General features: G+C 50.0%; 14 protein-coding genes. 9 read left to right on the forward strand and 5 right to left on the reverse strand.

The features are described from left to right. Nucleotides 1-266 precede the first annotated feature (266 nt). Nucleotides 267-575: a hypothetical protein gene (locus ACTNE6_RS09270; protein WP_442499461.1), complete on the reverse strand. Its 309-nt coding sequence runs from the start codon at nt 573-575 to the stop codon at nt 267-269. A 654-nt stretch (nt 576-1,229) separates the two neighbouring features. On the opposite strand from ACTNE6_RS09270, the gene ACTNE6_RS09275 reads away from it, so the two are divergent. The 4 genes from ACTNE6_RS09275 (at nt 1,230) to ACTNE6_RS09290 (ending at nt 4,723) form a co-directional block, all read left to right on the forward strand. After that, a complete protein-coding gene (locus ACTNE6_RS09275) occupies nt 1,230-2,057 on the forward strand; it encodes a J domain-containing protein (protein ID WP_442499462.1) in 828 nt (275 codons plus the stop codon). 10 nt (nt 2,058-2,067) lie between these two features. Beyond that, on the forward strand, nt 2,068-2,205 hold the full coding sequence (locus tag ACTNE6_RS09280) for a hypothetical protein (RefSeq protein WP_194969997.1): 138 nt from the start codon (nt 2,068-2,070) through the stop codon (nt 2,203-2,205). A gap of 294 nt (nt 2,206-2,499) precedes the next feature. After that, entirely contained in the window at nt 2,500-4,041 is a 1,542-nt protein-coding gene (locus ACTNE6_RS09285; RefSeq protein WP_442499463.1) for a multicopper oxidase domain-containing protein, read from the forward strand. 1 nt (nt 4,042) lies between these two features. Next, complete coding sequence (locus tag ACTNE6_RS09290) at nt 4,043-4,723, forward strand: multicopper oxidase domain-containing protein (protein ID WP_442499464.1); 681 nt, start codon at nt 4,043-4,045, stop codon at nt 4,721-4,723. 473 nt (nt 4,724-5,196) lie between these two features. Here ACTNE6_RS09290 and ACTNE6_RS09295 read toward each other — a convergent pair whose 3' ends face one another. From ACTNE6_RS09295 to ACTNE6_RS09310, 4 genes are all read right to left on the reverse strand, one after another. After that, nucleotides 5,197-5,604, reverse strand: a complete 408-nt coding sequence (locus tag ACTNE6_RS09295; protein ID WP_194970010.1) for a hypothetical protein — start codon at nt 5,602-5,604, stop codon at nt 5,197-5,199. A gap of 107 nt (nt 5,605-5,711) precedes the next feature. After that, a complete protein-coding gene (locus ACTNE6_RS09300; RefSeq protein WP_442499465.1) occupies nt 5,712-5,945 on the reverse strand; it encodes a hypothetical protein in 234 nt (77 codons plus the stop codon). Nucleotides 5,946-5,972: 27 nt separating this feature from the next. Continuing rightward, nucleotides 5,973-8,162, reverse strand: a complete 2,190-nt coding sequence (locus ACTNE6_RS09305; RefSeq protein WP_442499466.1) for an amylo-alpha-1,6-glucosidase — start codon at nt 8,160-8,162, stop codon at nt 5,973-5,975. Nucleotides 8,163-8,183: 21 nt separating this feature from the next. Further along, nucleotides 8,184-9,335, reverse strand: coding sequence for a glycosyltransferase family 4 protein (locus tag ACTNE6_RS09310; protein ID WP_442499467.1), 1,152 nt, complete (start codon nt 9,333-9,335; stop codon nt 8,184-8,186). 479 nt (nt 9,336-9,814) lie between these two features. On the opposite strand from ACTNE6_RS09310, the gene ACTNE6_RS09315 reads away from it, so the two are divergent. The 5 genes from ACTNE6_RS09315 to ACTNE6_RS09335 all read left to right on the forward strand — a co-directional run bounded on the left by ACTNE6_RS09315 (nt 9,815) and on the right by ACTNE6_RS09335 (nt 15,050). Then, a complete protein-coding gene (locus ACTNE6_RS09315; protein WP_194970002.1) occupies nt 9,815-10,129 on the forward strand; it encodes a DUF167 domain-containing protein in 315 nt (104 codons plus the stop codon). Between the two features lie 345 nt (nt 10,130-10,474). Beyond that, nucleotides 10,475-12,016, forward strand: coding sequence for an alkaline phosphatase D family protein (locus ACTNE6_RS09320; RefSeq protein WP_442499468.1), 1,542 nt, complete (start codon nt 10,475-10,477; stop codon nt 12,014-12,016). A gap of 155 nt (nt 12,017-12,171) precedes the next feature. Next, nucleotides 12,172-13,323, forward strand: coding sequence for a glycerophosphodiester phosphodiesterase (locus ACTNE6_RS09325; protein ID WP_442499469.1), 1,152 nt, complete (start codon nt 12,172-12,174; stop codon nt 13,321-13,323). A gap of 252 nt (nt 13,324-13,575) precedes the next feature. Continuing rightward, nucleotides 13,576-14,226 (forward strand): glutathione S-transferase family protein, encoded by a 651-nt coding sequence (locus ACTNE6_RS09330; protein WP_442499470.1) that lies wholly within the window; start codon nt 13,576-13,578, stop codon nt 14,224-14,226. A gap of 2 nt (nt 14,227-14,228) precedes the next feature. Next, a complete protein-coding gene (locus tag ACTNE6_RS09335; protein WP_442499471.1) occupies nt 14,229-15,050 on the forward strand; it encodes an arylamine N-acetyltransferase family protein in 822 nt (273 codons plus the stop codon). The last annotated feature ends 7 nt before the right edge of the window (nt 15,051-15,057 follow it).

Genomic DNA, 15,057 nt, shown 5'->3' on the forward strand with positions numbered 1-15,057 from the left:
AAAACCTTATAAATATTAAGGTAAATAATGTCAAGATGCTTTGGAAAAAAATTAATCAGTGTCGGTTATGCGACAAATGCGACATAGGAACCGGACAATTGCAGGAAATGGGACACAAACCGGAAGAAGAGAGCGTATATAAGTCCGGATTCCATGCAATTTGAATCAGCGGTAGAGGAATGGATCAGGATGACGTAAAGCGCGCAAAGCTGCAGGTCGGGTTAGTGCATAAAAGTGTGGTATAACCCGACAAAGATGCTTTTAATTTACTCGGCCATTGTTGCTGCCAGACGATTCTCCAGTTCGGCAGCAACCAGGGTATCGTAATGGCGCCGCAAGACGGAATCGCTAGGGCGCGGCCCGAAGGAAGCCTCGATTTCACTTATCAGATGAGTCAGAAGACGATTTGATTCCTCGAGGATTCTCAACTCATAATCGGCCGTCCATTCCACTTGATTGGCGGCTGTGGATTGTTGGGGGGATTTTGAAAAATACGCCATGCTGTAGCCTAATGGGAAAAAAGCGCATGTCGCCATTACAAACATGACGATAACAAGCAGAATGACTTCGAACATATCAATACCTCGCTACTGTTGAAAAAGGCTCGGGTACACATATCAGATGGAGATCGGCAACCCGGCAATTCTCTATTTAGCAATTAAAATGCCATGCTGTTTTTATCGTTAATACTGATTTTTATTATGAATTTATGGCTGTGATGTGCAGGGCCTGGTGGGTTTTTGAACAATTTGTCAGCAATCCATCAACAGCGTTCGAAAAATCCACTTGCAGGCTGGAGATTCAGAAGGATCAGTCGAGTTATTTTGGTAAAATAATATTCATAAACGCCGCCAGCCTCTTATCCGCTCAATCACGAAATTTAAACCATGACTCAATCCAAACGCAAAATCGTCCGAATTGCCTCAAAAGCCGACGGAAAAACAACCTTATCCGCGGCCCAAAAACAATTCAATAGCCTGACTAAAAAAATTGACCGTCAAAAAAAGCTGTTGCTCGAGTGGAAAGAAGCCATCCCTTTGTATCATCAAATAGTTGAGCAGGAATACGACCCCGCTGTAGAGATCTTGTACAACCAGAAATTTGAGTGGGCCAAGTTATTGGATCAGTCTTACGACAAGCCACTATTCAAAAAAACCGACAAATTGAAAATTAGGCATCTTATTTGCGAGGCATGCGAGCAATTAATTCCCGAGTTGAACAGCGATGAAGTGAAAGCCTTGTTCAACAAATATAGCGATGAAGATTACGATACTATCAACCAGGAGGCTGAAGCCGCTGTCGGCGAACTCATGAAAAGCATCGCGGAAGGCATGTTTAATGTGGATTTGGGTGATGACGTCGATGTAAGTTCGCCGGAAAAGTTGCACGCCCACTTGCAGGAAAAGCTGCAAGCGCAGGCAGAAGATCAAATAAAAGAACAATCGGACGCTCCCGTTAAACAGCGTAAAAAAACCAAAAAACAATTGGAAAAAGAAGCACGCCAGCGAGAGGAAGAGGCACTGGCAAGTAAGTCGGTCCAGGAGGTTTACCGTAAATTAGTCGCCACACTGCATCCCGACCGCGAGCCGGATGAACAGGAACGTGCTCGCAAAACCGAATTAATGCAACGCGTCAATACCGCTTACGGCAAAAAAGACTTATTGCAACTACTGGAATTGCAATTGGAAATTGAGCAGATCGATCCCGCGCATTTGAGCCAAATGGCTGACAGCCGTCTGAAACATTTCAATAAGATATTGAAAGAGCAGCTGTCTGAGCTGGATCAGGAAATTCATCAAATTGAAGAGATATTTAGGTTGCAATCAAATCTGCCTTTCTATGCGTATCTAACTCCCAGGCAATTGATTACATCGCTGAAACATGATCTGAAGTCAGTTCAGACAGATATAGACTCCATTCAGAAAGAGCTTGAGACTTTTCAAAATCCTGCTGAACTTAAAGCATGGCTAAAAAGCTATAAAATTCCCAAAAAATCAGTTCCGGATGATTTTGATGATTTATTTTTTGGCGGCATGATGCCGTTCGATTTTAGGTAAACCTGGCCTCATGGCTGAGAATCGGGACGAAGCCACGCAGGCAGAAACCCTCGAAACAGTTATTGCTATTCCTCAACTTGGCTATTTCATCAAGAAAAACATGGAGTATATGAAACCTTTTAAATTCATGATTTTGCAAAATAAGTGATAATGCCGGTTTTTTTCATGGACGTTGCGGTTTCATGAAAGTCACGGCTGAGGCTGCCCCGGATGAGGCGTTTGCCTTAATATTATGATGAACTAATGCTTCCTAGTCGGGAAATTTTCGGTATAGTGGCGCGTTTAGTTATGAATCTTGCTGTACAGTTGTCTAAAAATGCAGAATAAATACTTACGTTTATTAAGTCTTCTCCTGATAGTTCTCCTGATTCCCCTGGCATATTGGTTAAGACCCGGCAAGTTCGAAGAAGCCGATCTCAATCCGCCGCCCACGCGGCCCAAAATGACCTCTAAGTCGCTCGGCTTTGAAAAGCCCTGCAAGGATGAGCATCCCGAATGGCGCCAGGCCCAGACTATCGACGGCGTCGAGATTGCCGAATCGCTAGCGTGCAATCCCGATAATCCCTATGATATTGCCGCTTTCGTCAAAGGCGTCAATAACGTTTCGATGCCTACCCTGATGAGCACGCATCTGTCCGAAGATGCGCTGACCAAAACAGACGACCTGGACGGCGACGGCGACCCCGATGTGATCCGCATCAAGCTGGAAGTCATCGAGCTTAACGGCAGATCGCCCGACGGCGATTTCCTGATCCCCAGCTATGATGTGTTGCCGGGCGTGCAGCCGGGGCTGTGGGTGTTCGCACCCAAGACCAGCGATATGGCCGTGAAGAATTACGGCTCCAACCAGGCCAATTATTTCCTGCGCGCGCCGTCGCCGGTGATCCGCGTCGAGCAGGGCGATCAGGTCTACATCACATTGGAAAACACGCATTATTTTCCACACACGATTCATTTTCACGGCGTCGATCACCCCTGGAAAACAGCGGACGGCGGTGAAAATGACGGCGATGCGCACGGCGGCGCTATGGCCGTTTTTCCGGGCGACAGCCATACTTACGAAATGAAGCCGCGGACGACCGGCACCATGCTTTATCACTGTCATGTACAGACCGACAAACACGTCATGATGGGCATGGCCGGCATGTTTATCGTAGAGGAAAACCGCCCGAACAACTGGGTGCAGACCTTCAATATCGGCGGAGGGCATGTGCGGCATCCGTCAGTCGGTGTCAAAGAGGAATACAGCCAGGAATATGATCTGCATTATCAGTCTGTCGACAAGCGGCTGGCGAAAATCATTCAGGAAGCCAACGATCCGCGTCTGATCGAGAAAAAAATGAACCGCGAATACAACATGACCGAATCGCATGAAAACTATTTCTTGCTAAACGGTCATGCCTTCCCGTATACGTTGCGCGACGACCTGATCGTCACAGGACCCAATGAAAAGATCAAATTGCGCGTCGCCAACGCCCAAAATTCGGCCATGGCGCTGCATTTCCACGGCCATAAGGCCACGGTCACGCATTATGATGGCATCAAGCAGCCTGAAGCCGCGCAAGTCATTCGCGATGTGGTCGATCTTGCTTCGGCGCAGCGCGTGGACATCAAGCTGGACACGACCAATGACGGTCTCCATAACGATGGCGAGGGCGTCTGGATGTTCCACGATCATGTCGAGACCGGCGCGACTAATGACGGCGTGGAGCCGGGGGGCAATATCTCTCTGGTCGTGTACCGCGATTTTATCGATGAGCACGGCATGCCGAAACTGCACGAGGGTGCGTTTGATGAGTTCTTTACTAGCGCTTATTACGCGCGCGAAAAACCCATGTGGGCTACAGACGAATTTGCGCAGTTGCTGGGCGAAGCAGGGCCTCTGGCCCCGAATTACCTGAAAATCATAGCCTTCGGTTTGACGGTCGGACTGCTGTTCGCACTGGTGTTCTATCTCGTGCGCAGCTTTAAAATGGAGCGGTAAAATGAATTTCGTTAAGCATCTTATTTTGTTAATGGCCACGGCCGGCGTTCAGTCTGCTGTGGCGGCCATGAACCATAACGGCATGATGATGGACGAAACCGGCATGATCATGAACAGCAATACCGACAATGTGCCGCGCGACTGTAAAAAAATCGCCGGCGACGTCAACATTACGGTTCGTGCCGGCCATAAACAGGCCAAAAAATTCAATGGCATCATGTACGCGTTTGACCAGCAGCAATGGGAGGTTCCGCCCTGTTCGCGTATTAACGTCACGTTTATCAACGAGGACAAGATCCGGCATCAGTTCATGATCCACGACCTGCCGGGCTATATTTACCCGCAAGGCATGTTCACGATGGAAATCTACGGGCCGGGCCAAAAGACAGCCTCTATTATCGTGCCCAGCCAGCGTAAAACCTATCTGGTGCACTGCGAAGTGCCTCAGCACATGGAAAAAGGCATGAAGGCCCAGCTGAAAGTGGACGGCGGCGACGGCGATCTGCCCAGCATTCCGGGCATATCGGCGGCCGTAAATGCGGATTCTTATTGGGTAGACTGGGACAAAAGCGCTTGGGGAGTTTTATTGGTTTCATTTTTTGCCGGGGCGGCAGTGCTTTTATTGTTGAACAGGATTAAGCGTAACCCTGCGCGGGAGATTGAAGAAGAAACTGGAAGTTAAGAAAAAGAAAGACCACCAGAAATTGTGGGGGGTTGGTGGGAGGTGGTCTTTTTAAAGTAGAGACAAAATTGTCGAGAAGCATGGGAGCTATTGCTAATCGACGGGATTCATACTAACAAACGGCCCATCAGATGTTTATTCGTACAAATACCTATGCAGAGCAATTGCTTGATCCTGCTTCATCAGGCTGGTGCTAAAATATATAAAAAATTCATATAGTTATAGGTAATATTGCCTGATGTGCCCAACTCAATGGCGATTTCCATGCTTCCGGCATGACCTCAAACTGGCGCAGGCACTGAGCGAGCGCGGATTATCCTTTTAGGACTTACGCAAGCCTGTGTGGGAGGCGACTGCCAACAGTAGGCGCTCTAGGCGAAGTCGCCCCCCACATTTTTAAAACGGCTTTTTTCATTTTTAGATCATCCAACTTTCTACCGGCAGCAGAAGAGCAGAATGCCTAAGCCCAGCTTTTAATAAGGATAATCATAAATAGATAAATCAGGATAAAAGCGAGGAATCCACGGCTGGAGTTTGAAGATTTCAATGTCGTTCTGAACTTCCAGCGCTTGTGCCGTCCGTTGGGCGGCGTTGGCTTGCCGCAAGGCGGCGACCACTTTGGCCTCTTCAATCCGGAAGGCGCGCTCCCTGTCCCAGGCTTCGGTCATGGTCTCATCCTCCATCCGGATTTCCTCTTTTTTTATGGCCCAGCGGTGCTGTGCGGCAAGCTGTCTTTGTTTGGGAATGTCGTAGATCACCATCGGCCGAACGGAGGGTTTATGAGGGCAGGGATCTTGCTGGTATTTGCCAGGGGCGCACTTGTAAACCTGGGCGTAAGCGGAAGTTGATAGCAAGGCGAGCAGTAATAAAAATACTTTCATTTCATCCTCCTTTGCAGGTGGTGCTTTGAGTATTTATGCAACTGACATTGCACAGTCAATAGTGACTGTAGGATCGAATTCACTCGACCCGGGAAGCCCGCCAGGGTTTATGGCAGGCTGACGAAAATGGCACGCAATCGATTGCAGGGCATGAATGCATAATCCATCCGATTCATGGTTTCCATGCTCCAAGTGGGTATTTCAAGATGCATTTTCATGCAGAGCGCGGGAGCGATAGATTCAGTCTCTATGATTGAATTTTTTAAGAGTTGTTCAATTTCTACCGCTTCCTGCCTGCCATGAAATGCTGGCCATGCGAAATACCCGGAAAACTGAGCCATGATCAGCCGGAATTGGCCAGCCGTCGATCAAAGCACGGCAACCAGTCCAATATCGCCGTTGCGCCGTTCTACGCTCACCGCTATATCATTGCCATGCCGGCGAACAGTCAAGTCAATGGTGGCGGTGCCGTAGCGCAAATCCCGGATGCGCAGCCAATCAAGATAACTTGGAAGACGCGGGTGATGCAATCGAAGCCGTGGGCGAGCTCCCTCGAAACTAATGCCCAGCATGGCTTCGATCAGCATGAATATAGCACCGCTGGCCCAGGCCTGAGGCGCACAGGCGACCGGATAAAGTATCGGGCCCTGTCCCTGCATGCGGTTAAAGCCGCAAAACAGTTCCGGAAGCCTGTGTTGATCGAAAAAAATGGAGGCATTAAACAAGCCTTCGACATATTTTAAGGCTTCATCGACAAAACCATAGCGGACCATGCCGGCGGCGGCCAGCGCGGTGTCATGCGGCCAGACCGAGCCGTTATGATAGGACATGGGATTATAGCGTGCTTCGCCAGCGAAAATTGTTCTTAACCCCCAGCCGTTAAAGGCATCTTCCCCGGTCAATTGCCGGACCAGGCGCTCGGCCCGTTCCGGTTTAATTATCCCGTTATAGAGCAAATGCCCGGGATTGGAACTGCGGACTGCGCAGGGTTTGCCCGTACCATCCAGTGCTATGGCATAGATGTCGAGATCATCGAGCCAGAAAGCCGCTTCAAAATCCTCCTGCAGGCGATCGGCTACGGTTCGCCAGTAGTGCGCCTTGTTTTCAAACTCAAAGCGCCCGGGAAGATTCGCATCAAGCTCCAGGCGGTCGGCAAGTTCCGCACCGCACTTTAACGCTTCCCAGGCATAACCCTGAACCTCGCACAGGGCTATTGGCGGTATGGCATCGCTGCCGTCACGATGAAATACTGAATCGTTTGAATCTTTCCAGCCTTGCTGGACCAAACCGCCGGCTACATGCTGGCGATAGCTGAGAAAACCATCTTGTTCCAGTTTTGTAGTGACCCACTTCAAGGCTTTTTCGATATTAGGCCAAAGTTCCCTGATAAACGCTATATCACCAGTACGCTGGAAGTAACGGCCGGCAAGCACAACGAACAAAGGCGTTGCATCCACGGTTCCGTAGTATCGTCGAAAAGGGACTTCATCCAGCGCAGGCATTTCGCCTTCACGCATTTCATGCAGAATTTTTCCCGGTTCGGCTTCTATCTTCGGATCGTCCAATTCGGTCTGTGTCGCAGCCAAAAAAGCCAAAACTCCGCGAGCTAATTCCGGCTGCACCCATAAAGTTTGCAGTGCGGTGATCAGCCCGTCGCGTCCGAAAGGAGTGGAAAACCAAGGGATTCCTGCATAGGGATAAGGACCGTAAGTGGTTTCCGTGGTCAGGATCTGCAAGTCGGCCGCTGAACGGTTGAGCCATTCATTGAATTGCACGTTGTCGGACCAGACCGATGCGCGGGACGCCCGGTCGGCTTCAATTTCACGGTTCTTGGCTTCAATGGCCTTCGAATGATCGAGCAAATGAAAATGGGCGTCACCATTAACGCATGTGATCAGAGATTCCAGTTCATAACTGTCTCCCGGCGCCAGATCGATCCAGAATTTCGCTTTGTCGTTGACCAATTGATCGGGACGCCTGTTAAAACCGATACGGGTGCGGCGGATAACGCCGTCCAAGCCTTCATAAGTCAAAATGACTGCGTTCTGTTCCAGGATCGGGTCTTTTTGCTTGCCGCGACGCGCCCGTTCCACACCGCGCACTTCGAAAATATCGCTAAAATCGGCATCAAATTGATACTCCAGATAGAAGCGATGCCGTTGATCATGGTAGTTAACTATTTTCAGGTGCTCGCTGAGCGAACTCTCATGGGCGATCAATTCGCGATGTAGATGTAGACTGCCTTTAGGGAGCCAGAGCGCTTCATCACGAAACATATCCGGCGTAGTCTGGTCGACTACCAAGCGACTGTTGTCGAGCCGAACCATGGAATTGAGCAGCATCGGTTCTCGTTCGGCCAGTTTGATATGCCAGAATGACAGGTGACGGGTGCCGAGAAAATAAAATCCTTGTTCGCCGAAACCAACCCAGCTTATTTCGCCGTGACGGCTGAAAACGCCAAAGCTATCGCCGGATTTAAGAACCTTGGTCCGATCGTCGGCGCGTGAAGAAGTGGCCGGAATATACCAGCTGTTATCTATTTGTACAGAACCTTCCATTGCATCCTCCGATAGCTATCGTTAAAGTTTGTCGGAAGTGCCGGTCGATGCAGTGGCTAGCCGTTGCTTCCAGGCATCGCTTGGCGATATTTTTCGATTTTTCCTCATATTGATGAGGTACGCGCCGGAATCCGAACGGGTATTTTCCTGCTGCACCATCAGTTTTTGATAAGCATTGACATAATTTTTGGCCATCCGCTCTGCCGAGAAGCGTTCTTCGAAATAGCTCCGGCAGACGCCGCGATCGATCTGGTCGATACGGGCTATAGCTGAGACGGCTTCTTCTTTGGATTCCACGACATAACCGGTCACACCGTTTATCATTACTTCAGGTACGGAACCACGCCGATAAGCGATAACAGGTGTGCCGCAAGCCATAGCTTCAATCATTACCAGGCCAAAAGGTTCCGGCCAGGCTATCGGAAATATGAGCGCCTTCGCGCCGCCCAGCAATTCATTTTTGCCCCGTTCGTCCACTTCACCGATAAATTCAATCAATGGATGATCAAGGCGAGGGCGAATGCGGGTTTCAAAATACTCGCGATCCACGTCATCGATTTTTGCAGCCATTTTTAGCGGCATACCTGCATTCAGGGCAATTTCGATAGCCTCTTCAGCGCCTTTTTCAGGCGACATGCGGCCAAGGAAGGCCAGATAATCGCCGGCATTGGCCTGGAAGTCGTATAATTCGACCGGAATACCGTTGTACACCGTGTCGGTCCAACGTGCCATGGGTAAAGGGTCGCGCTGATGATTAGCTATCGAAATTACCGGCATATCCAGGAATTCATTGAATAATGATTTAAGGTCGGGTAAATCGAGACGGCCATGCAGGGTTGTCACTTGCGGCGTTCGCATCTTCCGCCACAAAGGAAAATGGAAATAGTCGGTATGAAAGTGAATAAAGTCGAAGCTTTCGGCAACACTGCTTACTTGAGCTAACTGCAACATATGCCAGGCCACGGGATCGCGTTTTTCAGGCGCAAGACGCAAGGCTTTGGGGACAATAGCATGTAACTTGGCGCTGGTGCAGGAGTCGGCGCTGGCGAAGAGCGTGACTTCATGACCCTGTTGTACCAGGGCTTCGGTCAGATAGTGAACTACTCGTTCCGTTCCCCCATAGGTTTTCGGTGGAACGCTTTCATGCAAGGGTGCGACTTGGGCAATTTTCATCTGTATAACCTCTTGATATATAATAAAAATTGTTTGGGTCCAGCAATGAATAGACAGGTCGGCTTTCTTTAGGCAGCAGTTTTTAAAGACACTGCATTTAAAAACGGGTTGGTGTTGCAAACGGTGAAGGCCGGGTCTGCATAACATTAGTTAGTCTGAGGACAAGGGCCTCATGTTTCAAGTTTTTTTGGAATTACCTCCATAAAACGGATGATTTTTAGCCCAGTACTTTACTTGTGGAACAGGCTGCTCGGGGCAGCAAACGAGGGTAAAAAACTGTCCGTATGTAGCATTAATCAGTAAAAAACCTGCGAGTCAGGCTCGAACTGATCAATTTTTCAAAATAAAAAATTTGATCAATAATTAATCCATATGATTCTAATATGCGCTAATTGTTCAATATCCGCCGGAGAATAGTGTTTTAACCTCTTGCTGGAGCTGCAATTGGCCGCATTTTTATAAATTTATCAGGAGCATAAATGTCATCATTTTGCCATTGGGAGGACGATACATTGGTACTGAATATCCTGGGCCGGCCGCGCGCCAAACGTACGGCAATCGGCAAGGTCATTGGCAAGCAATTGGAAATTCATGTTGCCGAAATGCCGGTGCGAGGCAGGGCTACGGCGCATCTGGTACAGTTTCTGGCTGAGGAGTTCCAAGTCAATATCAGTGCTATCGTGGTCGTGTTCGGTGTCTATAACGTCAATAAGCAACTGCGCATTACAGCGCCCAAGCGGCTCCCTGCCGTTATTCCTCAACCGCCTGGGCATGATTTATTGCCTCGGCGGTAAAATTGCGCGTTTTGCTTACCAAAGTGGCCGCCTTTAATAATCAAGCAACCAAAATGATTTTTACATAAGGGCAACTCAAACTTGTAGAGGCGACTGCAGCCGCCCCTATAGGATTTAAAAACAGCTTTTTCCTCTTGGATTTCCTCTTCTATTTTCTCTTGATGGGTGAAGGACATGGAATGCCTGAGTCCTTATATTGGGTTAGCGTTATGCAATCAGCTGTGCCCTTTTAATCATTCTGTCATTAGCGCTACCTATAATCCGAGCCTCATCAATAGTAATAATGGAGCAATTTCTATGAAGAGGGTCGACAAAAATTCCTTTAAGAATCAGGAAAGATTAAGCATGACTGCTTTGCCGCTATTTCTGGCATTGGCTGCTTCAAACATGGCGGCAGCGGATGACGGTGTTCCATTGATGGAGCAGGGCATCCAGTTCGGTGATCTGGCGCCGGGACGAGCCATTGTATGGAGCCGGACCGATCGCCCGGCCCGAATGATGGTGGAGTACGCGCTCAATGAGCAATTCGACGATTCCCGGATTATCCGAGGACCTTATGCATTCGAAAGTACCGATTTTACCGCCCGTCAGGATTTGGTTGGCCTTCCTCAAGGCAGCGATGTTTTCGTCAAGGTCTGGTTCGAGGATCTGACCAATGCCCATGCCAAAAGCGAGCCGGTTGCAGGCCATTTCCATATGATCGGCGAACGCGACAATATCCGTTTTGTTTGGGGAGGAGATACATCAGGTCAAGGTTGGGGTATTAATGAATCCTTCGGCGGCATGAAAATCTATGAAGCCATGCGTCAGGTCGAGCCTCAGTTCTTCATTCAAAGCGGCGACAATATTTATTCCGATGGACCCATTCCGCCAAGCAGACCCGCCGAAGACGGCAAAATCTGGACCAATCTTGTTACCCCTGAAGTCAGCAAAGTCGCCGAAACGCTGGATGAGTTCCGCGGCCGCTATAAGTACAATCTGCTGGATGAAAATCTGCGGCGCTTCAATGCCGAAGTTCCGCAAGTCTGGCAGTGGGATGATCACGAAGTCGTCAACAACTGGTCCGACTCAAAAGATCTGAACAATGACGGCAGCTATAACGTCAAGGATGTGCCTTTGCTGCTTGCCCGCGCCACCAAGGCTTTTCATGAATATGCGCCCCTGCGTCCTCACGATGCCGAAGAAGCCAGCCGTATCTATAGAAAAATTTCCTACGGCAAGCTGCTGGATGTTTTTGTGCTGGATATGCGCACTTATCGCGGTCCTAACTCCACTAACCTGCAAACGCAGGAAAGCGCCGAAACGGCTTTCCTGGGCGAAACGCAACTTGCCTGGCTGAAGGAAGAACTGAAGAATTCCCGCGCAGTATGGAAAGTTATCTCCGCCGATATGCCCATCGGCCTCAACATCGGTGACGGCGTCGATACTCAGGGCAATGCGCTCTGGGAAGCTGTTGCCAATGGCGACAACGGGCCGGCGGCTGGCCGCGAACTGGAAATTGCCAGCCTGCTGAGCTTCGTCAAACATGAACACATCAACAATATCATCTGGCTGACCGCCGACGTTCATTACGCGGCTGCCCACTTCTATGATCCCGGCAAAGCTCAAACCAAGGATTTTGCACCGTTCTGGGAGTTTGTGGCCGGACCGCTTAATGCCGGCTCCTTTGGCCCCAAAAGCACAGACGCCACCTTCGGCCCGCAAGTGGTATTCACTAAAGCACCGTCGGCCGGCCAAGTCAATCTGTCGCCCTTTGCCGGACTGCAATTCTTCGGTGAGGTCAACATTGGCCGAAAGAGCCGAGCTTTGACCGTCGATCTGAAAGATATCGAGGGCACGACCGTATTCAGTAAAACGCTGATCGCTGCAGCATCGGATAAGGATTGATCCTTGGCTGCCGAGGTCATGTTAGGCATCGGCAGTTTTTTATCAATCTGTATCAGTAATCTCAACCACCTTATCTCTTTTGATAAAAAAGGATTTGATTCATGCTAAATCAATTTCACAGCCTAATCCTACTAACGCTTACAGTACTTGCCGTCATGAGCTTGCAAAACACTGCTGAAGCTACGCCTCTTGAGAATAAAGCGCCCATTGTCATCGGTCACCGGGGCGCATCCGGCTATCTCCCCGAACACACGCTGGAAGGTTACGCCCTGGCGATTGAGATGGGCGCCGATTACATCGAACCCGATCTGGTCCTGACCAAAGACGGCCAGATGATCGCGCGTCACGAACCGATGATAGGCGCTACTACCGATGTGGCCTCTCATCCGGAATTCGCCAGCCGCAAGACCAGGCGCATGGTCGATGGCGTTGAATACAATGACTGGTTTGCCAGCGATTTTACTCTGGCCGAGATCAAAACCCTGCGCGCCATTCAGTCCCGTGCCGGTAGGGATCAGCAATACAATGGCCTTTACCCGATTCCAACTCTCGATGAAGTGATTGCCCTGACCAAACAAAAAAGTAGTGAGACAGGGCGCACCATCGGTATTTACCCTGAAATCAAGCACTCGACTTATCACGCGGAGCTAAAGGATGAGCACAATCGCAAACTGTTCGGTCCGCATTTTTTCGAAAAGAGGCTGCTGAATAAACTCCATGCCGCCTACGGCAACAGCGCATGCGCGCCGATTTTCATCCAGTCTTTCGAAGTGAGCAATCTTATATACTTGAACTTTAAAACAAATATCAAACTGGTGCAGTTGATCGACGCGGATGATGTGAATGCCGATGGTTCAATATCGCTGGCAGCACCTTACCGGCAACCTTATGACTTCGTTGTCTTGGGCGATCTGCGCACATTTGCCGATTTATTGACTGAAGAGGGGCTGGATTTCGTCAGAACTTACGCCGATGGTATCGGTCCATGGAAACCATACTTGGTAAAGACTGTGGATGACGGTATTGACCGCGATGGCGACGGCAAGCTAACCATCAATGACCGGCGCGTTGAAGGCAGCACAGGCGTGCTGGAAATGGCTCATGAAAAAGGCCTGCAGGTTCATACCTGGACTTTCCGCAATGACGCCGGTGGCTACGGCTTTACCGATCCCGAAGAAGAAATGACTTACTATTTTGATTTGGGCGTCGATGGTCTGTTCACGGATTTTCCGGATACAGGCATATCTGCTCGCGACCAATCAAAAAATGCCACAGGAGGCGACGCGCTTTTTACAGAAAGATTGTAAACAGCGCAAATCTAAACATGGGCATTAATTGACAGGCTCTGTTGCGTTTACATAAGGATGAAGACACGGTTTCGGCAATTTGCGCGCGCGGTCGCAGCGTATGATCGCGAAGCATCCTGTTGGTGAAAAAACATGATTTTCATCGACGCTTGGTAGCCGTCGACTTATCATGTATGTTTAATACGGCGATAAATTGATCGTTTATAAGATAATAAAGCCTAATTCATAGCCTCAAAAAGGAGTTAAAGCATCATGAGCATGACTTTAGTTATCGGCAACAAAAATTATTCTTCCTGGTCCTTGCGTCCGTGGCTGTTTCTGAAACACCACGGCATCATCTTTGATGAAGTCAAAATATCATTGGCTCAGGCGGATTCCAAAAGCCGGATACTTGGCTTTTCCCCGTCTGGCAAGGTGCCGGTTCTGATCGATGGCGGACTCAAGGTCTGGGATTCGCTGGCTATTATGGAATATTTGGCCGAACGGTTCCCGGAAACTCAGGCTTGGCCTCAAGAACAAGCGGAAAGGGCATTCGCGCGTTCGATTTCGGCGGAGATGCATGCCGGTTTTCCAGCCCTGCGCACGCATTGCGGCATGAATTGCCGGCGTCCGCCGGCCGCCAAGAAGCTGCTCGAGGAAGTGCGCAATGATATCGAGCGCATCGGACAAATCTGGCAGCAATGCCGGAAACAGTATTGGGACAGAGGTCCCTGGCTGTTTGGCCAGTTCACGATTGCCGATGCCATGTTTGCGCCGGTGGCTTTGCGCTTTCATTTATATCAATTGGATACCAACGCGGAAGCGCGCGGTTATGTCAATGCAGTGCTTGAGCATCCGGCGCTCAAGGAATGGGTTGAAGCCGGCATGCAGGAGCTGGAAGTGATCCCTGCCTATGAGGACTGACGATGCCATTTGACAAAGAACAATACCTGAGCCGCATAGGCATCAGCCAGCCCGAGGCCTCGACAGAAGGGCTCGCCTGTTTGCAGTCGGCGCAGCTTCGGGCTATCGCGTTTGAAAATATCGATCCGCTGTTGGGAGTCACTCCGAGCCTGGATAAGGCTTCGGTTGTCCGCAAACTGATTTTTGGACGGCGAGGCGGTTATTGCTTCGAGTTGAACGGTCTATTCGGGCAGGCTCTGGGCGCTTTGGGTTTTCACTATACGCCTGTTCTGGCGCGTGTCCGCATGGGGCAGCCGGAAGGAGGACCCCGCACGCATCTGTGTTTTCTGGTCGAGACCGAAACCGGCGTTTGGCTGGCCGATGCCGGTTTCGGCGGCCCCGGCTTTTCGGTGCCCCTGCAGTTGGAGATCGGACTGGAGCAAACGGTGGACGGAGAGATTTTCCGCATCAGGCAGGATAGCTTGTTCGATGAACGGGTGGTTGAAAAACACACTGCGGATGGTTGGTTCGCATTGTACGGCTTTGACCGGGCTTCCGTTCGATTTTGCGATCTGGAAGCAGGCAATGTGGTTTGTTCAAGCTGGAGCCAATCGCCGTTCCCGTTTCATCTGATGATGAACCGGTGTACGCCAGGTGGACGCATCAGCATTTTCGATACGAATTTCACCGAAATGCAATCCGGCCTATCAGAGACGCGCATCATCGAGACGCCGGCAGAATTGGGCAGGATCATTGTTGACGAGTTCGGCATTGGGATAGAACCGGCGATGCTGGACGCCATTGCCGCGCGCTTGAACTTCCAACGCGATGACGAATTGGCGTGAAGAGAGG

The organism is Methylobacter sp. sgz302048 (assembly GCF_052162025.1).
Lineage (GTDB): Bacteria > Pseudomonadota > Gammaproteobacteria > Methylococcales > Methylomonadaceae > Methylobacter.